The organism is Saccharopolyspora gloriosae (assembly GCF_022828475.1).
In the GTDB taxonomy this organism is placed as follows: Bacteria; Actinomycetota; Actinomycetes; order Mycobacteriales; family Pseudonocardiaceae; genus Saccharopolyspora_C; species Saccharopolyspora_C gloriosae_A.
The window spans coordinates 5,069,057-5,094,430 of the sequence record NZ_CP059557.1 but is presented as its reverse complement, the minus strand read 5'-3'; the positions used below and the strand labels follow the sequence as shown (position 1 = coordinate 5,094,430).

The window sequence follows — 25,374 nt, the reverse complement described above, 5'->3', positions numbered from 1 at the left end:
CGCGATGGGCGGCCGGACACCTGGTCGCCCACCGCTGGTGATCCCCACCTGAGCCGGTTGTGGCACGGTGAACGGGTGCGAATCCTTGTGGTCGAGGACGAGCAGCCGCTGGCGGACGCGATCGCCCGCGGACTGCGGCGGGAGGGCATGGCGGTCGACGTCGCCTACGACGGCGAGAGCGGTCAGGAGAAGGCGTCGATCACCCGCTACGACGTGATCGTGCTGGACCGCGACCTGCCTGCGATGTCCGGTGATGAACTGTGCCGCGAGGTGGTCGCCTCCGGCGAGATCACGCGGGTGCTCATGCTGACCGCGAGCGGCACCGTGCAGGACCGGGTGGACGGGCTGTCGCTGGGCGCCGACGACTACTTGGCGAAACCGTTCGCGTTCCCGGAGCTGACCGCTCGGGTGCGGGCGCTGGGCAGGCGTGCGACTCCGGCGGTGCCCCGTTGCTGACCGCGCTCGGTCTGTCGCTGGACCCGGCACGCCGGGTGGTGCGGCGCGACGGCGCCGAGGTCGAGCTGACCCGCAAGGAGTTCGGCGTCCTCGAAGTGCTGCTCGCCGCCGGCGGTGCCGTGGTCAGCTCGGAGGAACTGCTGGAACGGGTGTGGGACGAGCACGCCGACCCGTTCACCACGACCGTGCGGGTCACGATGATGACCTTGCGCAAGAAGCTGGGAGAGCCCGGCGTCATCGACACCGTCGTCGGCTCCGGTTACCGGGTGCCCACGGCGGGCCGTGCCGAACACGCCGGGGCGTGAGCGTGGCCCGATCGGTGCCGACCAGGCCGTTGACTCGTCGCGGTCCCGGGCTGCGGGTTCGGCTGACGCTGCTGGCCACCGGTCTGGTCGCGGCGGTGAGCGCGTTGCTGCTGTGGCTGGGCTGGATGCTGGTGGGCAACGTGGTCGCCGGGGTGCCGCGGCTGCCCGCGGGCGGCCTGGTGCGGCTCGGTGATGTGGCGGTGCCCGCCGAACACCTGGGCGCGGCGTTGCGGTCCTCGGCACGGGAGCAGGTGCTCGTCGTCGGCGGTCTCGCGTTCGTCGCGGTGGTGCTGGCGGCCGCGGTGCTGGCGTGGACGGTCACCGGCCGGGTGCTGCGCCCGTTGCACGAGGTCACGGACTCGGCACGCCGGTTGTCGGCGGAGTCGCTGGACGAGCGGATCACGCTCAGCGGCCCACGGGACGAGGTCGCTGAGCTGGCCGACACCTTCGACGCGATGCTGGACCGGTTGCAGACGGCGTTCGATTCGCAGCGCCGCTTCGTCGCCAACGCCAGCCACGAGCTGCGCACGCCGCTGTCGGTGATCCGCACCGAGCTGGACGTGACGCTCGCCGACCCGGAAGCGGACGCCGCCGAGCTGCGCCGGATGGCCGCCGTACTGCGGGAGGCAGCGGCCCGCGCCGAACGCCTGGTGGAGTCGTTGCTGCTGCTGGCCCGCACGGACGGCGCGGAGCTCGCGGATCGGGAGCGGGTGGACCTCAACGAGGTGGCGACCCGAGCCCGACGCGGCGTCGAGGCTGAGGCGCAGGCGCGGTCGGTGCGGATCACCTGCCACGGTGAACCGGCGTTCGTGCTGGGTGATCCCGCGCTGCTGGAACGCGTCGCGGGCAACCTGCTGGAGAACGCCGTGCGGCACAACGTCGACGGCGGTTGGGTCGAGGTCGAGACGACGCCGACCGGACCTTCGGCACTGTTGCGGGTGTCGTCCTCCGGTCCGCTGATCGACCTGGATCAGGTGGACGCCCTGTTCGACCCGTTCCGTCGCGCCGGCGTCCAGCGAACCGCCCGCACCGGCGCGGGCCTGGGCCTGTCCATCGTCCGAGCCGCCGTCATCGCTCACGGCGGCCGCGTCACCGCCCGGCCCGTCGAAGGGGGCGGTCTCACCGTCACCGTTGAGCTGCCCACATTCTGAGCAGATTCCTTGTCAGAGGCGAAGGTCTGCGATGTCGAGCTCGACGGGCACCGGAGCGGTGGTCACAGCTTTCCTGCCTGCGCTCAGAAGGATCTGTTCCCGCACCTCGTAGTGGCCGTCTTCCAACCGGTAGGCGGTCAGCTCGTCGGGGCCGCGTCGGTCCTGGGTGATGCTCCAGAAGAACGGCACGCCGACGGCGGCGAAGTGGGTGAACTTGTCCTGCTTCTCGCGGAAAGTGTTGCCGGGAGACCAGATTTCGCCTGCCAACAGCACGTGCTCAGGTCTGAAGGAGTTGCCGACCGGGGGAGTGCCGAGGACGAGGAAGTCCGGGATCAGCGCGCTCTGCTGCGGAGCGTTGATCTCGACGCCGACTCCGCCCAGTGCGTAGAGGTCCGAGCGTCCCGCTTGGCGCAGGGAGGATTTCAGGGTGCCGATGAGTTCGCTTTCGGCCCACTGGTGCTGTCCGGATGGTGCGGGTGTCACGAGCCAGTAGCCCTCGATCAGTTCAAGGCGCGAGCCGTCTTCACGAGGGGGGAGCGCGTGCCAATCCGCGACCGTGAACGGCCCGAGCTCGTGCTGCATCGGCGCGACCACCGGTCATCACCTCGTTTCCTCGGGACGGGCTCCATCGTGACAGCTCCAGCTTAGGCACGATCGGGGCCGGGGACTACATCACCGCCAGCGAGAACACCGGTTCTTCGTAGTCGCGGCGATCACCGGACAGGTGTGAAGATCCACCGCATCGGACGACGAAGGGCCGGGATGGACGTGCCCATCCCGGCCCTTCGTGCGACTTCCGTGATCAGGCGGGCAGCGAGGCCACGCCCTTCGGCAGGAAGCGCTTGCCGTTGACCTGCTCGGAGATGCCCGCGCGGTCCAGGTAGGCGGTGATGCCGCCCAGCCAGAACGGCCAGCCCGCGCCGAGCAGCATGCACAGGTCCAGGTCCTGCGCCTCGGCGACGACGCCCTCATCGAGCATGAGCTGCGCTTCCTGGGCCAGCGCCTGCAACGCCCGGTCCCGCACCTGCTCGGACGTCGACGGGTTCGAGCCCTGCTCCCAGAGCGCGACGACCTCGGGGTCGACGACCTGGTCGCCCTGCTCGTCCTGCTGCCACACGGCGGACTTGCCCGCCTTGACGAACCGCTGCAGGTTCTCGCTGATCCCGAACCGGTCCGGGTAGGCCGCGTGCATCGTCTCGTTGACGTGCTGCGCGACGGCCGGGCCGACGAGCTGCAGCAGCACCAGCGGGCTCATCGGCAGGCCCAGCGGGGTCAGCGCGCGGTCGGCGACGTCGAAGGGCGTGCCTTCGTCGACGGCGGCGATGATCTCGCCCATGAAGCGGGTCAGCAGCCGGTTCACCACGAACGCCGGGGCGTCCTTGACCAGCACGCTGGATTTCTTGAGCTGCTTGCTCACCGAGAACGCGGTGGCCAGCGACGCGTCGTCGGTCTTGGCGCCGCGCACGATCTCCAGCAGCGGCAGCACCGCGACCGGGTTGAAGAAGTGGAAGCCCACGACCCGCTCGGGGTTCTTCAGCTGCGAAGCCATCTCGCTGATCGACAGCGACGAGGTGTTGGTGGCCAGGATCGCCTCGGGCGAAACGTAGCCCTCCAGCTCGCCGAACACCTTCTGCTTGAGCGACAGCTCCTCGAAGACCGCTTCGATGACGAAGTCGGCGTCGCCGAACGCGGACTTGTCCAGCGACCCGGTGACGAGCGCCTTGAGCCGGTTGGTGGCGTCCGGGGACAACCGGCCCTTGGCGGCGAGCTTGTCGATCTCGCCGTGGATGTAGCCGACGCCCTTGTCGATGCGCTCCTGGTCGATGTCGGTGATGACCACCGGCACCTTCAGGCGGCGCACGAACAGCAGCGCGAGCTGCCCGGCCATCAGGCCGGCGCCGACGACGCCGACCTTCTTGACCTCGCGGGCCAGCTTCTTGTCCGGAGCCCCGGCCGGGCGCTTCGCGCGCTTCTGGGTCAGGTCGAACGAGTACAGCCCGGCGCGCAGCTCGTCGGACATCAACGCGTCCGTCAGCGCCTCGGTCTCCGCCGCGTATCCGGCGTCGAGGTCGTTGCCGCGGGCCAGCTCGATGAGCTCGACGGCCTTGGTGACGGCGGGAGAGGCGCCTTGGGTGCGGCTCTCGACGATGCCCTTGGCGCGGTTCACCGCGTCGTCCCAGGCCTGGCCGCGGTCGATCTCGGCGCGCTGCACGGTCTGCTCGCCGTTGACGACGCGCACGGCCCAGCGCACCGACTCCTCCAGGAAGTCCGCGCTCTCCAGCTCGGCGTCGAAGATGCCCAGGCCGGTGGCCTTCTTGGCGTTGAGCATCTTGTTCTGGTTCAGCGCGTTCTCGATGATCACGCTGACCGCGGCGTCCGCGCCGATCAGGTTCGGCAGCAGCTGGGTGCCGCCCCAGCCCGGGAACAGGCCGAGGAAGCACTCGGGGAACGCGATCGCGCCCACGCTCTCCGAGACGGTGCGGTAGTGGCAGGACAGCGCCAGCTCCAGGCCGCCGCCCAGCGCCGCGCCGTTGACGAACGCGAAGGTGGGGATGGTCGACTCGGTGAGCCGGCGGAACACGTCGTGCCCGGTCTGCGCGACCTGGCGGGCGTGCTCGCGCTCGCCGATCTGGGTGACGCCGGACAGGTCGGCGCCGACGGCGAACACGAACGGCTTGCCGGTGACCGCGATCGCGGCGGGCTCGGCTGCGAACGCCTCGTCCAGCGCGGCGTTCAGCGCGGTCAGCCCGCCCGGCCCGAACGTGGACGGCCGGGTGTGGTCGTGCCCGTTGTCGACGGTGATCAGCGCGAGCTTGCCGCCGAGCCCGGGGACGTCGAGCAGCCTGGTGTGGGCCTGGGTGACGACCTCGTCCGGGAACAGTGCTGCGAAGTCGGTCTGCGTGCTCACTTCGCGCCCCCTGCGGTGTCGAAGTTCGGGTTCTCCCAGATGACCGTGCCGCCCATGCCGAAACCGATGCACATGGAGGTCAGGCCGTAGCGCACCTCGGGGTGCTCGGCGAAGTGGCGGGACAGCTGCGTCATCAGCCGCACACCGGAGGAGGCCAGCGGGTGACCGCAGGCGATGGCGCCGCCCCACGGGTTGACCCGCTCGTCGTCGTCGTTGATGCCGAAGTGCTCCAGGAAGGCCAGCACCTGCACCGCGAACGCCTCGTTGAGCTCGAACAGCCCGATGTCCTCGATGTCGAGCCCGGCGCGCTTGAGCGCCTTCTCCGTCGCCGGGATCGGGCCGACGCCCATGACCTCGGGCTCCACGCCCGCGAAGGCGTATCCGACGAGCTTCATGCCGATCGGCAGGCCCAGCTCGCGTGCGGTCTCGGCGTCGGCGAGCACGCAGCCGGTGGCGCCGTCGTTGAGCCCGGCGGCGTTGCCCGGGGTGACCCGGCCGTGCGGCCGGAACGGGGTCTTGAGCCCGGAGAGGGCGTCGACGGTGGTGCCGGGACGCGGCGGCTCGTCGGCCGTGGCCAGGCCCCAGCCCTGCTCGCCGGAGCGGGTGGAGACGGGCACCAGGTCGGCGGAGATCTTGCCCGCGTTCGCGGCGGCCTCGTAGCGCTGCTGGCTCAACGCCGCGTAGGCGTCGGTGCGCTCCTTGGTGAGGCTGGGGTAGCGGTCGTGCACGTTCTCCGCGGTGGAGCCCATGACCAGCGCGGAGGGGTCGACGACGCTGTCGGCGACGTAGCGCGGGTTGGGGTCGACGCCCTCACCCATGGGGTGATTGCCCATGTGCTCGACGCCGCCTGCGATCGCGATGTCGTAGGCGCCGAAGCCGATACCGCCCGCGATGCTGGTCACGGCGGTCATGGCGCCCGCGCACATGCGGTCGATGGCGAAGCCGGGCACCGACTGGGGCAGGCCCGCCAGCAGCGAGGCGCTGCGGCCGATGGTCAGGCCCTGGTCACCGGTCTGCGTGGTCGCGGCGATGGCGACCTCGTCGATGCGCTCCGGCGGCAGCTCCGGGTGGCGCCGCAGCAGCTCGCGGATGACCTTGACGACCAGGTCGTCGGCGCGGGTCTCGGCGTAGATGCCCTTCTTGCCTGCCTTGCCGAACGGCGTGCGAACGCCGTCGACGAAGACCACGTCCCGTACGGCACGTGCGCTGCGCGGGTCGGCTGGTGCCGACGCGGGTGCGACCACGGCGTGCTCCTCACTGTGTGGGTCCTGCGTTGTGCAAGTTCCGGACCGGCTCGGCGGCGATCGATCCTGCTCCGGGCGGGTGCGGGTCCCGCCGCTACTGGCCGGTAACAGTCACTCTAGCGCTTATTACCCGCCGGTAACCACCGGGTGTGGGGCGAAGTGCTCGTGTCGGGTCGATCACAGGCGCTCCGGAGGTGGTGGCGGCTCCGCGATCACGGGAAACGCATGGCCAACGTACTCGTTTCACCGACGGCCGCAGTTCGCCCGGAGGCCGCGCGGACCGGCTTGCATCGACGGATTTCGATTGACCTGATCGGCAGCCGCTCCCATAGTCGTGCGATGACCGAACCGGCGCTGCCGACCGCCGAGGCCGCCGCCTGCGCCGCCCGCTTCGCCTGCCTCGGCGATCCGACTCGGGTCCTGCTGCTGCACGCCGTCGCCTCCGGCGGGCCGAGCACGGTCGGGGAGCTGGCCGGGCGGCTCGGCATCGGCCAGTCCACCTGCTCGCACCACCTGCGCAGGCTCGCCGAGGGCGGACACGTGCTGCTGAGCAAGGAGGGCACCGCCACCCGCGTAGCGACGAACACCGCGCGCCGACCCGATCACGTGCACGCCCTGGACCTCGTGCTGGGCCTGCTCCCGGCACGCCTCGGTGCCGCTGAGGAGCCGGCCGGTGACGTTTCGGTGCGAGCGATGGAGCCCGGCGACTGGGGCGCGGTGCGCCGGATCTACGGCGAGGGAATCGCCACCGGGAACGCCACCTTCGAGTGCGAGGTCCCGTCCCGCGAGGTGCTGGCGGCGAAGTGGTCACCGGAGCACCGCTGGGTGGCCGAAGTCGATCGCACCGTGGCGGGATGGGCGGCGCTGACGCCGGTCTCCACGTGCGACTGCTACGCGGGCGTCGCGGAGACCTCGATCTACGTCGGAGCCGATGCGCGCCGACGCGGAGTCGGCACGGCGCTGCTGCGGCACCAGATCGCGGCCGCCGACGCGGCCCAGGTGTGGACCCTGCAGTGCTCGCTGTTCCCGGAGAACCTCGGCAGCCTCGCCCTGCACCGCAACGCCGGATTCCGCACAGTCGGCGTCCGCGAACGCATCGGCATGCTGCGCGGGCGTTGGCGCGACACGATCATCCTGGAACGCCGGAAGCCGGAGCCGCCATCCCCGGCGACTCCGTAGCGGCGCTTCTCGGTTCTCTCCGGCTCTCAGCTCGATCGCGGGCGTTGCTCCGGCTCGGCCTGCAACGCGGTGCTCAGCGCAGCCGCGGTCAAACCGATCTGCCATTCCCTGGCGCCTCGCTCCCGCAACCGTGCCTCGACCGCTTCGACGCCGGTGTCCTCCGGCGGCGTCCAGCACAGCCGTCGCAGCAGGTCCGGCAGCAGCAGGTTCTCCAGGGGCAGGTCGTGCTTCTCGGCGATGGCCGACATCGCCGTCCGGGCGGCCGACAGCCGGGCCGCGGCGGCGGGATCGCGATCCGCCCACCGGTTCGGCGACGGCGGACCGTCCTGCGGCGGTGAGACCACCGGCAGTTCGTCCGAGGGAAGCGCGCGGGCCGCGCGCAAGGCGCTCAGCCACGTCGAGGCGCGACGGCGCTGCTGCCTGCCGCCGAACACCGGCAGCGCGGTCAGTTCGGCATCGGTCTTGGGATCGCTCTGCGCGGCCTGCACCACGGCGGAGTCCGGCAGGATCCGGCCAGGTGCGATGTCCCGCTCCGCGGCGATGCGATCGCGCACCTCCCACAGCGAGCGGACCGCGGCGAGCTGTCGGGCGTTGCGAATCCGGTGGATGCCGGACGTGCGTCGCCACGGCTCGGCGCGCGGGCGAGGCGGTTCGGCGTTGCGGACCGCTTCGAACTCTTCCCACGCCCAGTCGAGCTTGCCCTGCCGGGTCAGCTCGGCGTGCATCTCGGTGCGCAGGTCGACCAGCAGTTCCACGTCCAACGCGGCGTACACCAGCCAGTCGGCGGGCAGCGGCCGGCGCGACCAGTCGGCGGCGCTGTGGCCCTTCTCCAGCCGGTAGCCCAGCATGCGTTCGACGAGGGTGCCCAGCGATACCCGGTCGAACCCGGCGAGCCGACCGGCCAGTTCGGTGTCGAACAGCCGCTGCGGACGCAGGTCGAGCTCGGACAGGCAGGGCAGGTCCTGCGAGGCGGCGTGCAGCACCCATTCGGTGTCCGCCAGCGCAGTCTTCAACGGTTCTAGAGCACCGTTGAGCGCGACCGGATCGACCAGTACCGTTCCCGCGCCTTCCCGGCGCAATTGCACCAGGTAGGCACGTTGCGAGTACCGGTATCCGGACGCGCGTTCGGTGTCCACCGCGACCGGACCGCTGCCCGCGGCCAGTGCGGCCGCGGCGGTCTCCAGTGCTTCGGGAGTCTCCACTACCGGCGGTACGCCGTCAGCGGGCTCGGTGAGCAGCACCGGCTCGGGACGGTCGGGCTCGACGGACTCGGGGCAAGCAGCTTCCACGGATATCAGACCTTACGTGTTGCGGTCCGCCCGCGGGTGCGACCAGCCCGAGGTCGCCGTGCCCGACCGGACCCGACGATCGCGGTGGGACCTCGATTCACCCGATCAGGATCATCCGATCATCTGATCACCCCGGCCCGCATGGCCAGGGCGACCATTTGCGCCCGGTCTCCGGTGCCCAGCTTGCGGCCGATCCGCGACAGGTGACTCTTCACCGTGAGAGCGGAGAGGTTCAGAGCCTCACCGATCTCCTTGTTGGATCGGCCATCGGCCACCAGTTGCAGCACCTCGACTTCACGCCCGGAAAGCTCCCGGGGCGTGTTGTCGGTCCCCGGGACCCGAGTGCCCGCAGCGAGCACCGGGGCCACACTGGGATCGGCATACACGCCGCCGTCGAGTACGCGGCGCACTCCGTCGGTGACGACCATCGGCGAGGCCGACTTCAGCAGGTACGCCTGAGCGCCTGCCTGGAAGGCGGCCCGGACCGCATAGGGGTCGTCGGACGAAGCGAGCACCACGATTCGCGGCCAGCCCTGGGTACGGAGTTCCGTAACCAGGTCGATGCCGGTTCCATCGGGTAGCCCGAGATCGAGGATTGCGAGGTCGCATGGACCGGTGGCCAGAGCGCGAGCCCTGGCCTCGGCCATTGATGCGGCCTCGTGCACCGTGCCGGCGCCCATCTGCAGCAACCGGGCGGCGATGGCCTCCCGGAGCAGCGGATGATCGTCCACCACGAGCACCGTGAACAGCTCTTCCCGCGGGTGCGGGACCATGTTGGCCGGCAAAGCGCCGGCGGGCGTGGTTCGAGCGGCCTGACCTAAGCCGACGGCAGCCACGTCACTACCTCCCTGGAGTCGGTCGTGCCCCCCGACCGGCACCGGGACTCTCGACCAATCAGCCGCGCCACTGATCGACCGAAAGTGGTGTCGTCGGGGGCAGCGTAACCGCCCAAGCGGGCCAGCGGGACGATCAATCGGGTATCTATCTCGATCGAGTTGTCACAGGGGTGCGTTTTTGTCACTCAATTGGGTGGGTCTTGGGGTTTGGCGTAACGCCATGGCGTGTTGGTGCGACAGACACTGATTGCACATCGTGAGAAGCTTGCTCGCGCAACTGGATATGGGCGATTTTCGGGCTCTCGTGAGGGGAATCCCGATCGTTAAAGATCGCTTCTCAAGCCTCGCCGCGCAGGGTCGATCGGCGGTCGAACACGGCCACGCCCTCGGGAGGAAGGCCCGTTGCGCTGGTCATCAGCTCGTGGAAGGCCACGGCGTGGGCGTCCAGCCCTTCCTCGTGCGGGGTCCAGGAGCCGCGCAACTCCAGATCATGGCTGCGGGGCGGCCCCGCGATGTTCCCAAAACGGGCGGAGGAGGTCAGCGTCACCGTTCCGCCCAGCGCATCGGCCGCCGCCCCGGCGTCCTCCAAGGCCTCCGTCAGCCAGGACCAGCCGACGGCGGGGAGCAGCGGGTCCGCGGCCAGCTCGGGATCGAGCTCCGCCCGCAGATAGACGACCAGCCGCAGCGTCCCGCCCCAAGCCGCCGGTTCATCGGGATCGTGCAGCAGCACCAGCCGGGCCGTCGCCAGCTCGCCCGCCGGGCCGTTCGCCTCGGCCGCCACCGCGTACGCCCACGGCGCGAGCCGCTTCGGTGGGCGGACCTCGGTCACTTCGATCTCGGCGCGCGGAGTCGGCGCGGCCAACGCGGCCACTGCCTGCCGGAACCTCTCGGGGATCGCCGCCATCTCCGTCACGGCTGGGGACTGTAGGCGGCCGGATCGGCGCCGTGTAGGCGCCACGCCGGACATCGCCCGCGATCGTGATCTTGCCCGCGCGTCCGGCGGTGCGGGCGTCTGCGAGGATGTCCGGAACGGCTCGAACAGGGCCGTCGGCCTGAGCCGTGGCCGGCTCGGCCGACGCCCGCACCAGCGTCGAGCCCCCATCACTTCGACCGAGTACGGATACGCCACCGATGACCTCATCCGCCCCGGTCTCGGCTCGCCGGGACCTCATCAACGCCCCGCTGCTGGTGGCCGCCCGCGGTGGCGCCCCGCGGCACACGCCCGTCTGGTTCATGCGCCAGGCCGGTCGTTCGCTGCCGGAGTACCGGAAGGTGCGCGAGGGCACCCCGATGCTGCAGGCGTGCCTGACCCCGGACCTGGTCTGCGAGATCACCGCGCAGCCGGTGCGTCGTCACGGGGTGGACGCGGCGATCCTGTTCAGCGACATCGTGCTGCCGCTCTACGCGGCGGGGATCGGGCTCGACATCGTCGCGGGCACCGGGCCGGTGGTGGCCGAGCCGGTGCGCGACGTCGCTGCGGTGGACGCGTTGCCGGAGCTGCACGTCGAGCAGGTGGCTCCGGTCGCCGAGGCGGTGCGGCTGCTGCTGGCGGAGCTGGGCGAGACGCCGCTGATCGGGTTCGCCGGTGCGCCGTTCACGCTGGCCTCCTACCTGGTGGAGGGTGGGCCGAGCCGCAACCACGAGCGCACCAAGGCGCTGATGCACTCCGACCCGGCCACGTGGCACACGTTGCTGGAGAAGCTGGCCGACACGACGCTGACCTTCCTGCGCACCCAGCTCGCCGCCGGAGTGGACGCGGTGCAGCTGTTCGACTCGTGGGCCGGTGCGCTGTCGTTGCGGGACTACCGCGAGTTCGTGCTGCCGCACAGCAAGCGCATCTTCGACGGAGTCACCGAGGTCGCCCCCGACGTGCCGAAGATCCACTTCGGGGTGGGCACCGGCGAGCTGCTCGGCGACATGCGATCCGCGGGCGCCGACGTGGTCGGCGTGGACTGGCGGGTGCCGCTGGACGAGGCGGTCCGGCGGTTGCGCGCGGCGAACCCGGCGGCGGACCCGGTGGTGCAGGGCAACCTGGACCCGGCGGTGCTGTTCGCGGGTGAGGACGCCGTGCGCCGTGAGGTGAGCCGGATCCTCGCCGAAGGCAAGGAAGCCGCCGGGCACCTGTTCAACCTGGGGCACGGCGTGCTGCCCACGACCGATCCCGGTGTGCTCACCGAGGTCGTGCGGCAGGTGCACGCCGAGAGCGCCCGGTCGTGACCGGCGGCCCCACGGTCGCGGTCGTCGGTGGCGGCGTCAGCGGGCTCGTCGCCGCGCACCGGTTGCGGCGGACGTTGGGGCCGGACGCGGAGATCGTGCTCGTCGATCAGGCCGATCGGCTCGGCGGCAAGCTGCACGCCGTCCCGTTGGCCGGGGTCGAGCTCGACTTGGGCGCGGAGGCGTTCCTCGCGCGGCGCCCAGAGGTGCTTCGGCTCGCGGAGAAGCTCGGCCTCGCCGACCGAGTGGTGCACCCCGGTCCGGTGGCCGCACGGGTGCGCGCGGGCGGTGAGCTGCGCTCGTTGCCGACCGGAACCGTGATGGGCGTGCCGGCGAACGCCGATTCGGTGGCGCACGTGTTGTCCCCGGCCGGTCTTGCCGCGGTGCGGGCGGAGGCCGAGCTGCCACCGCTGCGGCTGGCGGGCTCGGACGTCTCGGTCGGCGAACTGCTGCGTTCCCGGATGGGCGACGAGGTGGTGGACCGCCTCGTCGAGCCGCTGCTCGGCGGCGTGTACGCGGGCAGCGCGGACGGCCTCGGGCTGCGCGCGACGATCCCGGCGCTGGCCGCCGCGCTCGACGACGGCGCGGAGTCGATCACCGCGGCCGCCGCGGCGGCACTGCCCGCGCCCGCACCCGACGGCCGCAAGCGGCCGGTGTTCGGCGCGTTCCGCCACGGCTACGGCGAGTTCGTCGCGGTGCTGGCCGAGTCGGCGGCGGCGCGAGTGCGGCTGGGGCTCCCGGTGCGTGGGCTGCACCGCGACGGGTCGGGCTGGCGGCTGGAGATCGGTTCGGCGCCCGCCCCCGAGACCCTCGCCGCGGACGCGGTGGTGCTCGCGGTGCCGCCGCCCTCGGCGCGGAAGCTGCTCGCCGACGTCGTGCCGTCCGCGTCCGAACTGCTGGGCCGGGTCGAGCTGGCCTCGATGGCCGTGTTGGGACTCGCCCTGCCGCCGGGCACCGAGTTGCCCGCGGCCTCCGGCACGCTCATCGCCCGTGGTGAGACGCATGCCGACGGCACTCCGTTCACGGCGAAGGCCTTCACGTTCACCAGCCGCAAGTGGCCGCACCTGACCGGTTCCGGCGGTGAGCTGCTGGTGCGCGGCTCGGTCGGCCGCTCCGGTCAGGACGACCTGCTGCGCCGCACCGACGCGGAGCTGCTGCGCGGGGTTCTGGCCGACCTGCGCGAGGTGACCGGGGTGGCGGTGGAACCGGTGGACTCGGCGGTGGTGCGCTGGGGCGGTGGCCTGCCGCAGTACGGCGTCGGGCACCTCGACCTGGTGGCCGAGGCGGAGCGGGCCGTCTCCGGCGCCGGTGGTCTCGCGCTGGCGGGTGCGGCGCTGCACGGTGTCGGCGTGCCCGCGTGCGCGGCGACCGGCGAGGCGGCCGCGAGCGGAATCACACGGCACCTCGCGGCGAACCGACCCGGCGGTGGTGGGACCATGAGCCCATGGCGCGGCTGAACTATTCCGAACTCAACGACACGATCCGCTACACCATGTGGTCGGTCTTCCAGGTCGAACCGGGCGCGTTGCCCGAGGACCGGGAGAAGGCGGCGCAGGCGACGCAGGAGTACCTGGACGGCCTGGCGGAGTCCGGGGTCGAGGTGCGCGGTGTCTACGACCTGTCGGGCATGCGCTCCGACGCGGACTTCATGATCTGGTGGCACGCCGAGAAGATCGAGGCGTTGCAGGAGGCTTACGCCGGTTTCCGCCGCGGGACGACGCTGGGCGAGGCCTCCGACCCGGTGTGGAGCAATGTTGCGGTGCACCGGCCCGCCGAGTTCAACAAGAGCCACCTGCCCGCGTTCATCATGGGAGACGACCCGGGCGAGTTCATCTGCGTGTACCCGTTCGTGCGGTCCTACGACTGGTACCTGCTGCCCGACGACGAACGCCGCACGATGCTCAAGGATCACGGCATGGCGGCGCGGGACTACCCGGACGTGCGGGCGAACACGGTCCCTTCGTTCGGCCTGGGCGACTACGAGTGGATCCTCGCGTTCGAGGCGCCGGAGCTGCACCGCATCGTCGACCTGATGTGGAAGATGCGCTACACGGAGGCCCGCAGGCACGTCCGCGAGGAGACTCCGTTCTTCACCGGCAAGCGCGTCGCCCCCGCGGAACTCCTGCCCCGCCTCCCCTGATTCGCAATCGATCCGAATCAATGCCTCCTTTGACCGATGACCGGTCGAAGGAGGCATGCACCTGGTGTCCCCAGTGGAGTCAATGGCCCCGTTGACCGGTCGGGCCGAGAGGGCATTCGCCTCAACGCGGAATGCTCACGGTTGCTGGGCTATGCGCCAGGGGAGGCCGGTGACGTCGTTCGTCGTGCGCACCGGTCGGCCGCGGTCGGCGGCGAGCGCACCTTCGGTCAGCAGCGAGCCGGGCAGGCGCAGCGGGGTGTTCGAGGCGATCACCCGGTCCGCCTGATTGACCAGCACGGCGGGCGGCAGCCCGGGGTCGAGGTGGTGCAGCAGCGCGCGTTCGAACTCGCCGGTGCGCAGGTCCGCGGCGGCCACCCCGAGGAAGCGGTCCCCCGAGTGCACCGGAACCGCCAGCGTGACCAGGTACTCGTCGGTGCCCGCGAAGTCCACGTACGGCCCCACCGCGACGCGCAGCCCCGAGTCGCGGGGGACGGTGAACCAGGGCGCGGTGGCGTAGTCGTAGAAGCCGACGCTGTCCGGGTCGTGGTCGACCTGGAGGAACCGGGGCCTGTCGCCGGGGCGGTGCTGCCACCACTCCAGCCAGTGCGCGCGGTCGGTGAGCACGTTGTCGGCGAGGATCACGCCGGTGCCCGCGAACCTCCCGGGTTCGGCGTCGAGCCGGTCGAAGATCGGTTGCCAGAGCGCGGAGAGGTCCTCGGTGCTCAGCGCCGCGGCGCCGCCGTACGCGGCCCGCAGTCGTTCGCCCAGCTCGGCGCACCACCGGAAGGCGTCTTCGAGCAGGGAGCCGATGTGCTCGGCGGCGTCGTGGGCGGCGGTCATCGGGTGCACCGCCGCGCGGCCGACCACAGGCGGAACTCGACCAGTCGCCGGATTCCCGCCCGCACGTGCTCCTCGGCGAGCGCGCGGGCGCGGAGCCCGTCTCCGTCGCCGATGGCGGTGAGGATGTCCGCGTGCTGGTCGGCCTCGCTCGCGTGCGGGATCGCTTCGGCCCACGGCAGCCAGCGCAACGCGCCGGTCTCCGCTTGCAGCGTGATCTCCTGGTGGGTCAGCCGGGACGACTGCGCGGCGGCGGCGATTTCGATGTGCAACCGGCCGTCGAGCCTGCGCCGGTCGGCGGTGGTGGTGGCGGCCGCGAAGTCCGCGGCGAGGCCGCGCAACGCGTCGAGTTCGTCGCCGGTGGCGCGTTCCGCGGCGAGCAGCGCGGCGGCACCCGCGACGGCGGAGTGCTGATCGGAGATCTCCCGCAGCTCGTGCGTATCGAGCTCCCGCAGCCTGGCGACTCCGGCCACCAGCACCGGATCCGCGGGCCGTCGGGTCAACGGCCCCGGCGCGGCGGCGATCACGAGCCCGTCCCGGGAGAGCCTGCCGAGCGCTTCGTGCGCCGCATCGTCCGGGCAGCCGAGCGAGGCGGCGAGTTCCGGTCCGCGGGGGAGTGGCTCGCCGTCGGGAAGCACTCCCAGCGCGATGGCCTCGGCCAGCCGGTTCGCCACGGTCGCCGCATCGGCCTGCGCGGGCGGTCGCGGCCAGCTGCGCAGCGAGCGCAGCGTGTCCTCGACGGGCACGGCACCTCCCTCCACGAAGTGGCTCCGCTGAACCGTTCCACGTGATCCACGAAGGCACTCCGCGCAACGGACGCAACTACCGGCCCGGAGCGGTCGCGCTCGGTCCGTCGCACGTCACGCTGCCTGTTCGGCGCGCTGACGAGCTCAAGTGTCGAGGGTCGTTAGACGCTCGGGTGATGGTGTGCGATCAGGTTTCCGGGGTGTGGCGCAGGGCGACCGAGTTGATGCAGTAGCGCTGGTCGGTGGGCGTGTTGTAGCCCTCGCCCTCGAACAGGTGGCCCAGGTGGCTCAGGCAGTTCGCGCACAGCACCTCGACGCGGACCATGCCGTGCGAGCGGTCCTCGCGCAGGATCACCGCTTCGGAGTCGCGCGCGTCGTAGAACGACGGCCAGCCGCAGTGCGATTCGAACTTCGTCTCGCTGCGGAACAGTTCCGTCCCGCACGCCCGGCATTCGTAGACGCCCGCGGTCTTGGTCTCGACGTACTCGCCGCTCCAGGCCGGTTCGGTGGCCGCTTTGCGCAGCACCGCGTACTCGTAGGGATTGAGTTGTTCCTGCCACTCCTGCTCGGACTTCACGACCTTCGGGGTGGGGCCGGCAACTGGTTCCATGCGTCCACGCTAACCCTTTCCGATGATCGAGTGCCCGCGAGCTCCCGCTCAGCCCGCGTGGGCCAGGAACGTGCCGAGCATGAAGCCGACCGCGTTCCACACCGTGACCAGGACGCCGAACAGGATCAGCACGACCACCAGCACCACCATCACCCGGCGATGTCCTTGGGCGCGGTTGGCGCAGCGGGCGAAATCCTCGACGCCGCTGAGCATGCCCTCCACGGTGGCCTTCGAGTTCGGGCGTTCCATGCGTTCCAGGTGTTCGGCGAACGCCTGCGCCTCGGGGTCGTGCGGGTCGAGGCCGATCAGGTCGTCGGCGAACCGGTCCCGCCCGTCGCGCGGGGCGTCGGGCTCGTCACCGCTGGGTTGGCCTGCTGGCGCCATGGCTTCACGGTAGCGCCGACGGGGTGCGCGCAGGCAGAGGTGAATCCGGGCGTTCCGCGTGAATCGGCGCGGGGTCGTGCCGGTGCTCCTAAGCTGCGCGGGTGGCCGCTTCACCGCTGGAACTCGACGTCGAAGGCAGGACGGTGCGCCTGTCCCACCCGGACAAGGTGTACTTCCCGGAGCGCGGGTTCACCAAGCTCCAGGTCGTGCGGTACTACCTCGCGGTCGCCGAGCCGTTGCTGCGGGCGATCGGGGACCGGCCGACGACCTTGAAGCGATTCCCCGGCGGGGTCACCGGCGATCCGTTCTACGCGAAGCGGGTCCCGAAGGGCGCACCGGAGTGGGTCCGCTCGGTGCGGGTGACCTTCCCGTCCGGCCGCACCGCCGACAGCGTGCTGCCCACCGAGCCCGCCGTGCTCGCCTGGGCCGCGGGCTTGGGCACGCTGGACTTCCACCCGTGGCCGGTGCGTTCCGCGGACGTCGAGCACCCGGATGAACTGCGCATCGACCTGGACCCGCAGCCCGGCACCGGATATGCGGAGGCGGTCGAGGTCGCGGGCGTGCTGCGCGAGGTGCTGGCGGAGGCCGGACTGGTCGGCTTCCCGAAGACCTCCGGCGGCCGTGGCGTGCACGTGCTGGTGCGGATCGCACCGCGGTGGGACTTCGTCGAGGTGCGCCACGCGGTGATCGCGCTGGCCCGAGAGGTGCAGCGCCGGATTCCGCGGCAGGCCACCGTCGACTGGTGGAAGGAGGACCGCGGCCGGCGGGTGTTCCTGGACTTCAACCAGGCCGCGCGCGATCGCACGGTCGCCTCGGCGTGGTCGATTCGAGGCACCCCGGCGGCGACGGTGTCCATGCCGCTGACCTGGGAGCGGCTGCCGGAGGTGACTCCGGACGACTTCGACCTGGCCACGGTCCCGGATCTGTTGGCCGAACACGGCGACCCGCATCGGGAGCTGGACGAGGTGGCCTGCGAACTCGACGTCGCCCTCGACTGGTTCGAACGGGACCGCCGGGACCGCGACCTCGGAGAACTTCCGTACCCACCGGACTACCCGAAGATGCCCGGCGAACCGACCCGCTCGCGGAAGGCGTCGTTGGAGGGCCTGAACAGGGAAAACGAGGCGTGATCGGGAATCTCGAAGCTAATTCCTCCTATTTGAACGTTGATCAAGTTGGCTGGGTCCGGAGTCTCGGAGAGCCCCGAGGGCTCGCCCGATAACTTGGCTACGGCACTCGCGGTGACTCCCAAGAGGCCCGCCGACGCGTGCAGCACGCACGAAACCACGAACAGGCGAGCCAGCCTCCGTGCAGGACGTGATCGGCGCTCCTGGGCCGAGAAATCACGAGACTTGAGCTCGGCGCCGTCGATCCCGGCTTCGCCCTGCACCCGGATCGCTGATCCGCACGACCGCGGACCGCCAATCAGGTCTTTCAGGTCTTTCAGGTCTTGGAGTATGGTGAGGTCATGACTATCGAAGCTGCCTCGACAGAGCACGACGGCGACGTGATCGAGGTGGCCGTCTCGAGCCTGAAGATGAACCCCACGAAGTACACCCGCCTGGCTGAGCAGGGATATCGGGTGTACGTGACGAGCCATGGCGAGCGGATCAGCGCACTCGTGGCCCCGGAGGCGGCCGACCGGCTCGCCGCCGATGAAGACGCCTACTGGTCACGACGCGTGGCCGAGGCCGAGGCATCCGGCACCGTGTCTTGGGAGGCTGCTCTCGCCGACCTCGAAGGCGGCCGTGCGTGACGCGCTGGCAGTTGGAGATCACCAAGGACGCGGTCAAGTCACTCGCCAAGCTCGACCGCCCTATCCGGCGTCGCCTGCAGGCCGCCATCGACGGCCTCGCCGACGACCCGCGCCCGGCCGGGGTCGTCGCGCTGCGCGGGGCGCCCGGCTACCTGCGGCTGCGCGCCGGGGACTACCGGATCATCTACCGCGTCGATGACGGGCGGCTCGTCATCGTGATCGTCGATCTCGGTCATCGCCGCGAGATCTACGATCGGTAGCACCCATGGCTGCGGCGGTGTCGGCGGCTGAGCTGGCACGTCGCCGAGTCGAGCGTCTCGAGGGGCCTGAGGATTCGCGATAACCTTGGCCACAACGCTCGCCGCTGAGCTGGATAAACGCAGTTCAGTGCATCGCTGCGCTGGTCGGCAGCCCGAGAATGTCCGGCGAACCGACCCGCTCCCGCAAGGCATCGCTGGAGGCCGCGGACGGGGAAGAGGGTGCTTGATCGGGATGCGCCGAGGCCGGTCCGGCCGACCTGATCGGGTCGGCCAGGTCCTGCGGTCGTTCAGGTCTCGGACGGATCCGGTCGTTGCGCTATTTCGCCGGCCGGAAGCTGATCCGGGCCGCCGACCGCTGACATGCCGCAGAGCCCGTCACGTGACGGGCTCTGCGTTGTCCCGGGAGATCAGGCGTAGGTGAGGAACTGGGTTTCCTGGAACGCCCGGATGCCCTCGCGGGCGCCCTCGCGGCCGAGTCCGCTCTGCTTCATCCCGCCGAACGGAGCCGCCGGGTCGGACACCGCACCTCGGTTGATGCCGACCATCCCGTACTGCAGCCGACGCCCGATCTCCAGCGCCCGGCCGGTGTCACCGGTGTAGACGTAGGCGGCGAGTCCGTACTCGGTGTCGTTGGCCGCCGCGATCATCTCGTCGGTGTCGGTCCACGTCCGGATGGGCGTGACCGGTCCGAAGATCTCCTCGCTGAGCACCGCGGCGTCGTCGGTGACTCCGGTCAGCACGATCGGAGCGAGGTAGCTGCCGGAGTCCGGCACGGCGACCGGCTCGCGCAGTACCCGCGCACCGCGGTCCAGCGCGTCGGTGACCAGGCCGGACACTCGGCGGACGGCTCGGTCGTCGATCAGCGGGCCGATGTCGGTGCCGGGTTCGGTGCCCGGTCCGACCCGGAGTCCGGCGACCGCTTCGGCGAAGGCCTCTCCGAACGCGTCCGCGGCGTCGGCGTGCACCAGGAACCGGTTGGCGGCGGTGCATGCCTGACCGGCGTTGCGCAGTTTCGCGACCAGCGCGCCCTGCACGGCCGCGTCGATGTCGGCGTCCGCGCAGACCACAAAAGGCGCGTTGCCGCCGAGCTCCATCGAGCAGTTCACGACGCGGCCGGCCGCGAGACCGAGCAGGTGCCGTCCGACGCCGGTGGAACCGGTGAAGGACAGCTTGCGGACGGCGTCGTGGTCGAGCAGGACCCGGGTGACCGCGTCCGCGTGGACGGTCGGCAGCACGGTGAGGACGTCGGCAGGCGCTCCGGCCTCCACGAGCAGGTCTCGAATCGCCAGCGCGGTCAGCGGCGTCTCCGCAGCGGGTTTGAGGACCGCGGTGCAGCCCGCGGCGAGTGCGGGCGCGACCTTGCGGGTGACCATCGCCGCCGGGAAGTTCCACGGAGTGATCAGCAGCGCCACGCCGACCGGCTGTGCGGTGACGACGGTGGTGCTGCGCCCGTCGGGGGACGGTCCGAAGTGGCCGTCCGGGCGAACGGTCTCCTCGGCGAACCAGCGGAAGAACTCGGCGGCGTAACCGACCTCGGCGCGGGCATCGGCGGCGGCCTTCCCGGACTCCCGGCTGATCAGGTCGGCCAGCTCGTCGGCGCGCGAGATCATCAGCCGGTGGGCCTCGGCCAGCACCTCGGCGCGTCGGCGGGGCGCGGTGGCCGCCCAGTCGGGCAGCGCGGCGGCCGCCGCGTCGGCAGCGGGCGCGGCGTGGGTCTCGTCGGCCGCCGCGATCCGGGTGAGTTCGACACCGGATGCCGGATCGTGCACGGCGATCTCGTGTCCGGTGGCAACGGGCTTACCCCCGATGAGCAGGGGTGCGAGAGCGGCGGTGGTCATGGCCGTCCTTTCGAGGAGGGAACCAGGGATGACGGGTGCGAACGAACTCGGACCGCAGCCGCTCAACGGGCCGCCTGCAGCGCTTCGGCCAGGACGTCGAGTCCGTCGTGCAGCAGCTCGTCGGGGATGGGCAGGGGCGGGAGCAGCCTGATCACGTTCCCGAAGGAACCGCAGGTCAGGACGATCACGCCGGCCTGGTGCGCGTGTCCGGCGACGGCTTTGGCCAGGGCGGGGTCCGGTTCGCGGGTGCCGGGGCGGACGAACTCGATGCCGAGCATCGCGCCGCGGCCGCGCACGTCTCCGATCCGCGGGTCGGTCTCGGCCAGTGCGCGCAGCCTCGCCCCGGCCGCGTCGCCGATCGCGCGGGCGCGGTCGATCAGACCGTCCTCCCGGATCGTGTCGAGCGCGGCCAGCGCGGCGGCGCAGGCCACCGGATTGCCGCCGTAAGTGCCACCGAGGCCGCCCGGATGCACCGAATCCATCAGGTCGGCGCGGCCGGTGACAGCGGCGATCGGCAGCCCGCCGCCGAGACCCTTGGCCGTGGTGATCAGGTCCGGGACGACGTCCTCGTGCTCACTGGCGAACCAGGCGCCGGTGCGGGCGACGCCGGTCTGCACCTCGTCGGCGACGAACACGACGCCGTTGTCGGAACACCAGCGGGCGATCTCGGTGAGGAAGCCGGGTGCCGGGACGATGAACCCGCCCTCGCCCTGGATCGGCTCGATCACCAGCGCGGCCAGCCGATTCGCTCCGGCGGAGCGTTCGAGGTGCTCGATGGCGCGGCGGGCGGCGGCAGGCCCGTCGACCGGCCTGCCGTCGATGTCGGTGCCGTCCCGGAAGGGATAGGAGGTCGGCGCGCGGAACACCTCGGACGCGAACGGGCCGAAGCCGTCCTTGTACGGCATGTTCTTCGCGGTCATCGCCATCGTGAGGTTCGTACGGCCGTGGTAGGCGTGATCCACGACGGCGACGCCGGAACGGCCGGTCGAGTGCCGGGCGATCTTGACCGCGTTCTCCACGGCCTCGGAGCCGGTGTTGAACAGCGCGGTGCGCTTCTTGTGGTCGCCGGGCGTGATCGCGGCCAGCTCCTCGGCCAGCCGGACGTAGCCCTCGTAGGGCGTGATCATCGCGCAGGTGTGGGTGAACAGGGACAGCGCTTCGGTGGCGTCGGCGACGACCTTCGGCGCGGAGTTGCCGACGGTGGTCACGGCGATGCCGGACCCGAGGTCGATGAACGAATTGCCGTCGACGTCGACCAGCACCCCGCCGCCGGCCGCGGCCGCGTACACCGGCAGCGCGGAGGACACCCCGGCGGCGACGACGGCCGAGCGCCGCTCGGCCAAGGCGAGCGAGCGGGGGCCGGGCACCGCGGTGCGCAGCTCGCGGCGCTGCGGCAGACCGGGACCACCGACCAGTGCGGAGGACTGCGCGAGGACGCTCATCAGGGACTCCTTCGGCGACGACGTGCGGGAACGACATCGACGCTAGGAGCGGCCGACCGCCAAGCCGAGTGTGCGAACCGGACAGTTCATCGATCAACGGTGTGCAAAACTGCCATGGTGCTGACGCTCGCCGACGTGATCGCCATCCCGGGGCTCGCCCTGCGCACGGTGGTCGAACCCGCGACACCCCGGGCGCTGAGCTGGGTGACGACCAGTGAGCTCTCCGATCCGGCGCAGTACCTGGAGGGCGGCGAGCTGCTGCTCACGACCGGGTTGGCGGACCAGGAGTGGGCGGCCTACGTGCAGCGCGTCGACCGGGCCGGGGTCGCCGCGCTCGGGTTCGGGACCGGGCTCTCGCACGCGGACGTGCCGCCTGCACTGGTCGATGCGGCCCGGGACGCCGGGCTGGGCTTGGTCGCTGTGCCGGAGTCGACGCCGTTCATCGCGATCGGCAAGGCCGTCGCCGGGCTGCTCGCCGAGCACGAGCGGGCCGCCACCGAGACGGCGCTCGCGGTGCAGCAGGAGCTGACCCGGGTGATCTCCCGGACGGACGGTCCGGCCCGCGCCTTGGGTGTGCTCGGCCGAGCCGCGCGGGGGAGCGCAGGGCTCGTCGACGCCGAGGGCAAAGCGCTGGTACCGGCCCGGTTCCGGGTCCCGGACGCGGCCGTTCGCGCGCTGGCGACGCTGCGCGCGGGGACCGGAATCAGGGCCGCCACCGAGACCGGGGCGGAGGGGACCACGGTGGTCCAGCCACTCGGTCGCGGGGTCGATGGCCCGTTCCTGGTGCTGGTCACCCCGGGTGCGCTGGACGGAATGCTGCGGGCGGTGCTGGTGTCCACGGTCGCGTTGCTGACCTTGGACGCCGAGCGATCTTGGGCGGCCGCGGACGCCGAGCTTCGGTTGCGGGACCGGGCCGCGACGTTGGTCCTGGACGGCGCGATCGACGCGGGCGCGAGCGTCGCGGCCCTGCTGACCGCCGCGCCGGCGGTGCCGCGACGACTGCGGGTCCTGCGCGCGACCGGAGTCCCGGACGGTGTTCGGGCGCGGCTGGCCAGGCAGCACCCGGAGGTGCTCACGACGGAGCAACGGGACGTCACCGAGGCAGGCACCGCCCTGCTGGTCGATGCGGACGCGACCGGCGCCGAGGAGCTCGCGGACCTGCTGGCGTCCCTCGGAGCCCGGGTCGGGATCGGGCCTGCCGTCTCCGCCCACGACGCGGAGACCAGCGACGCGGCGGCGGGCACCGCGCTGTCCGTCGCGGACGACGGATCGCCGGTCGTCGGCTGGGACGAGCGGTTCCGCGGCGAGGTGCGGGCCGCACTGCCCGACCACGCGGCGCGGGCATTGACCGCGTCGATCCTCGGGGAGCTGGCCGATGAGCCGGAACTGCTCCGCACCTTGCACAGCTATCTGTTCCACCTCGGCCGTTGGCAGCCCACGGCCGACGACATGGGCATCCACCGCAACACGCTGCGCAAGCGGATCGCCAGGATCGAGCGCCTCACCGGCCGCAGCGTCGACACCGCCGCAGGCCGGGCCGATCTCTGGGTGGCGGTGGTGGGCGCAGCCGGGTCGCCTGGAGGGGTCTGACGCGGGTGGGCGCGGTCCGCTCGTTCGTCGCCACCGGCCCACCACAAGATCAAAGACACGGATTGCAATGAGTGCATGTTGCCTGTTCAGCAGGTTGGCGGACGGCGCATCGCTCGCTCGGCGGTGTCTCCAGTGGTGCTCGGGCGCGCACGATCGCTACCGCTGATGCTCAAGGACGTGAGGAGATCGCCATGGTTCCCACCGAGAACGAGACCACTCCGCAGGCCGGTGGCTGCAGCTGCTGCGCGAGCTGCAGCGGCCCCTCTTGCGGGTGTTGCTCGGGTTGCTGATCGGAGCGGGTTCCGGGAAGTGCGGTCTCCGTGCTTCCGGAACCCGCGACCGCGCCGAACCGTCCACGGTCTTCAGGGCTTTGCAGAACGATCTTCGGTCGTGCCGGCGACGGCGAGGTTTCCGCTGAGTGACCCACTGCGCAGGTCGTTCTGAAAGGAATCCTCAGGCGGGGCAGGCCATGCCGTCGGCGGGGAGCGTGCCCTGCACGAGGAATCGGCTGATCGTGTCGGTCACGCAGTCCGACCGGCCGAGGGCGCCGTGCCCGGAACCCTGCCAGTTCACCGCGACACCGGTCGGCAGTTGCTCGGCCAGGTGCTTGCTGCTCTGCACCGGTACCAGCGGGTCGTTCGCAGTCGTCACCACCGGGATCGGCGGCAGTCCGGGAACGGACGGCGGCGGCGGTTCCTCCTGCGGCTCCGGCCACTGCGCGCACCAGGCGAGGCGTTGCGCGAAGACTCCGCCGAACAGGGGGTGCGTCCCGACCCATTCGGCCGCCACGTGCACGAGCCGTTCCGAGGGCAGCCGCAGCCGGGTGTCGTTGCAGCTGGTGATCAGCGCACCGTCGAGCTGAGCGGGATCCGCTCCGTTCTCCCGCACCAGCGGCGCCGCCAGCGCGCTGATCCGGCCGCCGTCCCCGTTGTTCGCCGCGGCGAGCGCCGCGCTCAGCTGCGGCCAGCGTCGCGGTTCGCCCAGCTCGGCGAGCAGCACGCGCACGATCTTCCCGCTGCTCACCGGCCCGTCGGCGGCGGGCAGCGACGTCGTCCGGGTGCGGTCCACCAGGCTTTCCACCGTGCGGCGCGGATCCGGCCCCAACGGGCAGGAGCTCCGGCCGAGGCAGTCCGCGGCGAACGCGTCGAAGGTCTGCTCCGCGCCCTGCGCCTGCGCTCCGGCCTCACCCATCGCGTCCAGCTGCGGATCGGGGCCGCCGTCGAACACCATCCGGCCCACCGAGTCGGGATAGCGCTGCGCATAGCTGGTGAGCACCCGCGACGCTTCACCGCGCCCGATGGCGTGCAGCTTCGGCACGTCCAGTTCGAGGCGCAGTTCCTCCAGGTCGGCGGCGGTGCGCCACGAGTCGTAGGCCTGCAACCGGTCGTCCAGGTCCAGCAGGCACTCCTGGCTCGACAACCGCACCGAGGTGAGCAACCGGTCCAGCGAAGCCCGGTCCGTCGCGCGCGGGTCGAAACCGACGATGGACTCGCGCTGCGCGGGCGGCATGCAGTCGGCGGGGTCGGACTGGCCGGTGCCGCGCCGATCCATGCCGATGATCCGGAACGTGCTGAGCATTTCCGAGGGCAGCGTCAGCGCCAGCCGAGCCGCCACCGACGTGCCCGGTTCCCCGTTGACGTCCCCGAGCACCACCAGCGGAATCCCGCCGGTGCCGGTGCTCAGCAGCGCGGCGCGGGTGGTGCCCTCGGCGGGCGCTTCCGGCGAGTCCAGTGTGGTCAGCAGCTGCGAGCAGGAGAACGACGGTCCACCCGCGGGCAGCGACAGCTCCTGCCGCGTTTCGCCGGTGCAGTCCTCCCAGTTCAGGGCGCTGCCTGCGGACGGCCCCAGTGCGGGCAGCGGGGCCGGCCCGGGCGGTTTCGGCGCGGGCGCGACGGGCTGCTCGGCATCGCGGTAGGCGACGGCCGGGCGCTGCGACGGACCGGCCGAACAGCCCGCGGTGATCAGGGCGAGCAGCAGCAGGGCACCGATGCGATGGCTGGTGCGCGGCACGACTGCTCCCTCTGCGTGGGCGGATCCTGCGGTGAGCATCGCATGATCGGCGTGAGTCCGAGGTGAGGGGTGCGGGCCTCGTCGCAATCCGGTTGGGCGAGATTCGGGCGGCGGCTACGGTTCGCCGGGCGCCGCGACCGGGAGCGAGCACGACCGCGGGCGCCGGGTACAGGGGAGTG

Annotated in this window: 22 protein-coding genes and 1 pseudogene; 10 read left to right on the top strand and 13 right to left on the bottom strand. The window is 71.5% G+C overall.

The genetic code is table 11. From position 1 onward, the window contains the following. Window positions 1-75: 75 nt before the first annotated feature. Together H2Q94_RS22220 and H2Q94_RS22215 are read left to right on the top strand one after the other, a co-directional pair. Window positions 76-761, top strand: a pseudogene (locus tag H2Q94_RS22220) (response regulator transcription factor). Beyond that, window positions 758-1,912 (top strand): sensor histidine kinase, encoded by a 1,155-nt coding sequence (locus H2Q94_RS22215; protein ID WP_243789127.1) that lies wholly within the window; start codon window positions 758-760, stop codon window positions 1,910-1,912. Before H2Q94_RS22220 ends, H2Q94_RS22215 begins: the two are co-directional and overlap by 4 nt. A 12-nt stretch (window positions 1,913-1,924) precedes the next feature. Here H2Q94_RS22215 and H2Q94_RS22210 read toward each other — a convergent pair whose 3' ends face one another. The 3 genes from H2Q94_RS22210 to H2Q94_RS22200 form a co-directional block, all read right to left on the bottom strand. Next, window positions 1,925-2,506: a Uma2 family endonuclease gene (locus H2Q94_RS22210; protein WP_243789126.1), complete on the bottom strand. Its 582-nt coding sequence runs from the start codon at window positions 2,504-2,506 to the stop codon at window positions 1,925-1,927. 208 nt (window positions 2,507-2,714) lie between these two features. After that, complete coding sequence (locus H2Q94_RS22205; protein ID WP_243789125.1) at window positions 2,715-4,820, bottom strand: 3-hydroxyacyl-CoA dehydrogenase NAD-binding domain-containing protein; 2,106 nt, start codon at window positions 4,818-4,820, stop codon at window positions 2,715-2,717. Continuing rightward, window positions 4,817-6,064, bottom strand: a complete 1,248-nt coding sequence (locus H2Q94_RS22200; protein ID WP_243789124.1) for a thiolase family protein — start codon at window positions 6,062-6,064, stop codon at window positions 4,817-4,819. Before H2Q94_RS22200 ends, H2Q94_RS22205 begins: the two co-directional genes overlap by 4 nt. A 339-nt stretch (window positions 6,065-6,403) precedes the next feature. On the opposite strand from H2Q94_RS22200, the gene H2Q94_RS22195 reads away from it, so the two are divergent. After that, a complete protein-coding gene (locus tag H2Q94_RS22195; RefSeq protein WP_243789123.1) occupies window positions 6,404-7,243 on the top strand; it encodes a helix-turn-helix domain-containing GNAT family N-acetyltransferase in 840 nt (279 codons plus the stop codon). A gap of 26 nt (window positions 7,244-7,269) precedes the next feature. On the opposite strand, the gene H2Q94_RS22190 is transcribed toward H2Q94_RS22195, so the two are convergent. From H2Q94_RS22190 to H2Q94_RS22180, 3 genes are all read right to left on the bottom strand, one after another. Beyond that, entirely contained in the window at window positions 7,270-8,532 is a 1,263-nt protein-coding gene (locus H2Q94_RS22190; RefSeq protein WP_475273918.1) for an HRDC domain-containing protein, read from the bottom strand. Window positions 8,533-8,651: 119 nt separating this feature from the next. Continuing rightward, entirely contained in the window at window positions 8,652-9,368 is a 717-nt protein-coding gene (locus H2Q94_RS22185) for a response regulator (protein ID WP_037304891.1), read from the bottom strand. Between the two features lie 337 nt (window positions 9,369-9,705). Continuing rightward, window positions 9,706-10,281 (bottom strand): DUF3000 domain-containing protein, encoded by a 576-nt coding sequence (locus H2Q94_RS22180; protein WP_397545369.1) that lies wholly within the window; start codon window positions 10,279-10,281, stop codon window positions 9,706-9,708. 218 nt (window positions 10,282-10,499) lie between these two features. Between H2Q94_RS22180 and hemE the strand changes: the two genes are divergently transcribed. The 3 genes from hemE to hemQ are packed head-to-tail and all read left to right on the top strand — an operon-like array spanning window position 10,500 to window position 13,722. After that, entirely contained in the window at window positions 10,500-11,585 is a 1,086-nt protein-coding gene (hemE, locus tag H2Q94_RS22175; RefSeq protein WP_243789122.1) for a uroporphyrinogen decarboxylase, read from the top strand. Continuing rightward, on the top strand, window positions 11,582-13,039 hold the full coding sequence (gene hemG, locus H2Q94_RS22170; protein WP_243789121.1) for a protoporphyrinogen oxidase: 1,458 nt from the start codon (window positions 11,582-11,584) through the stop codon (window positions 13,037-13,039). Before hemE ends, hemG begins: the two co-directional genes overlap by 4 nt. Then, on the top strand, window positions 13,027-13,722 hold the full coding sequence (gene hemQ / locus H2Q94_RS22165; protein WP_243789120.1) for a hydrogen peroxide-dependent heme synthase: 696 nt from the start codon (window positions 13,027-13,029) through the stop codon (window positions 13,720-13,722). Before hemG ends, hemQ begins: the two co-directional genes overlap by 13 nt. Window positions 13,723-13,857: 135 nt before the next feature. Here hemQ and H2Q94_RS22160 read toward each other — a convergent pair whose 3' ends face one another. From H2Q94_RS22160 to H2Q94_RS22145, 4 genes are all read right to left on the bottom strand, one after another. Then, the gene (locus tag H2Q94_RS22160; protein WP_243789119.1) at window positions 13,858-14,562 is read right to left on the bottom strand and encodes a cache domain-containing protein; all 705 of its coding nucleotides are present in this window, start codon (window positions 14,560-14,562) and stop codon (window positions 13,858-13,860) included. Beyond that, a complete protein-coding gene (locus H2Q94_RS22155) occupies window positions 14,559-15,305 on the bottom strand; it encodes an FCD domain-containing protein (RefSeq protein ID WP_243789118.1) in 747 nt (248 codons plus the stop codon). The genes H2Q94_RS22160 and H2Q94_RS22155 overlap by 4 nt, the downstream gene beginning before the upstream one ends. A 187-nt stretch (window positions 15,306-15,492) precedes the next feature. Next, window positions 15,493-15,915 (bottom strand): peptide-methionine (R)-S-oxide reductase MsrB, encoded by a 423-nt coding sequence (msrB, locus tag H2Q94_RS22150; protein ID WP_243789117.1) that lies wholly within the window; start codon window positions 15,913-15,915, stop codon window positions 15,493-15,495. Between the two features lie 48 nt (window positions 15,916-15,963). Further along, window positions 15,964-16,299, bottom strand: a complete 336-nt coding sequence (locus H2Q94_RS22145) for a hypothetical protein (RefSeq protein ID WP_243789116.1) — start codon at window positions 16,297-16,299, stop codon at window positions 15,964-15,966. Between the two features lie 101 nt (window positions 16,300-16,400). On the opposite strand from H2Q94_RS22145, the gene ligD reads away from it, so the two are divergent. From ligD to H2Q94_RS22130, 3 genes are all read left to right on the top strand, one after another. Next, window positions 16,401-17,429, top strand: coding sequence for a non-homologous end-joining DNA ligase (gene ligD / locus H2Q94_RS22140; protein WP_243789115.1), 1,029 nt, complete (start codon window positions 16,401-16,403; stop codon window positions 17,427-17,429). A gap of 338 nt (window positions 17,430-17,767) precedes the next feature. Beyond that, window positions 17,768-18,055, top strand: coding sequence for a hypothetical protein (locus tag H2Q94_RS22135; RefSeq protein WP_243789114.1), 288 nt, complete (start codon window positions 17,768-17,770; stop codon window positions 18,053-18,055). Further along, window positions 18,052-18,315 (top strand): type II toxin-antitoxin system RelE family toxin, encoded by a 264-nt coding sequence (locus H2Q94_RS22130; RefSeq protein WP_243789113.1) that lies wholly within the window; start codon window positions 18,052-18,054, stop codon window positions 18,313-18,315. Before H2Q94_RS22135 ends, H2Q94_RS22130 begins: the two co-directional genes overlap by 4 nt. A gap of 407 nt (window positions 18,316-18,722) precedes the next feature. Here the strand turns inward: H2Q94_RS22130 and H2Q94_RS22125 are convergent, their stop codons facing one another. Both H2Q94_RS22125 and gabT read right to left on the bottom strand, forming a co-directional pair. Continuing rightward, window positions 18,723-20,153: an NAD-dependent succinate-semialdehyde dehydrogenase gene (locus H2Q94_RS22125; protein WP_243789112.1), complete on the bottom strand. Its 1,431-nt coding sequence runs from the start codon at window positions 20,151-20,153 to the stop codon at window positions 18,723-18,725. 62 nt (window positions 20,154-20,215) lie between these two features. Then, window positions 20,216-21,595 (bottom strand): 4-aminobutyrate--2-oxoglutarate transaminase, encoded by a 1,380-nt coding sequence (gene gabT / locus H2Q94_RS22120; RefSeq protein WP_243789111.1) that lies wholly within the window; start codon window positions 21,593-21,595, stop codon window positions 20,216-20,218. A gap of 99 nt (window positions 21,596-21,694) precedes the next feature. On the opposite strand from gabT, the gene H2Q94_RS22115 reads away from it, so the two are divergent. Next, a complete protein-coding gene (locus tag H2Q94_RS22115) occupies window positions 21,695-23,185 on the top strand; it encodes a PucR family transcriptional regulator (RefSeq protein WP_243789110.1) in 1,491 nt (496 codons plus the stop codon). A 453-nt stretch (window positions 23,186-23,638) separates the two neighbouring features. Here H2Q94_RS22115 and H2Q94_RS22110 read toward each other — a convergent pair whose 3' ends face one another. After that, window positions 23,639-25,195, bottom strand: coding sequence for an alpha/beta fold hydrolase (locus tag H2Q94_RS22110; protein WP_243789109.1), 1,557 nt, complete (start codon window positions 25,193-25,195; stop codon window positions 23,639-23,641). Window positions 25,196-25,374: the final 179 nt, after the last annotated feature.

What these genes read in the sequence shown, in the direction of transcription:
- H2Q94_RS22195 (WP_243789123.1), top strand. Translation starts at nt 6,404, where the DNA reads ATGACCGAACCGGCGCTGCCGACCGCCGAGGCCGCCGCCTGCGCCGCC.
- H2Q94_RS22160 (WP_243789119.1), bottom strand. Translation starts at nt 14,562, where the DNA reads ATGACCGCCGCCCACGACGCCGCCGAGCACATCGGCTCCCTGCTCGAA.
- msrB (WP_243789117.1), bottom strand. Translation starts at nt 15,915, where the DNA reads ATGGAACCAGTTGCCGGCCCCACCCCGAAGGTCGTGAAGTCCGAGCAG.
- H2Q94_RS22135 (WP_243789114.1), top strand. Translation starts at nt 17,768, where the DNA reads ATGACTATCGAAGCTGCCTCGACAGAGCACGACGGCGACGTGATCGAG.
- H2Q94_RS22125 (WP_243789112.1), bottom strand. Translation starts at nt 20,153, where the DNA reads ATGACCACCGCCGCTCTCGCACCCCTGCTCATCGGGGGTAAGCCCGTT.
- hemE (WP_243789122.1), top strand. Translation starts at nt 10,500, where the DNA reads ATGACCTCATCCGCCCCGGTCTCGGCTCGCCGGGACCTCATCAACGCC.
- hemQ (WP_243789120.1), top strand. Translation starts at nt 13,027, where the DNA reads ATGGCGCGGCTGAACTATTCCGAACTCAACGACACGATCCGCTACACC.
- H2Q94_RS22145 (WP_243789116.1), bottom strand. Translation starts at nt 16,299, where the DNA reads ATGGCGCCAGCAGGCCAACCCAGCGGTGACGAGCCCGACGCCCCGCGC.
- gabT (WP_243789111.1), bottom strand. Translation starts at nt 21,595, where the DNA reads ATGAGCGTCCTCGCGCAGTCCTCCGCACTGGTCGGTGGTCCCGGTCTG.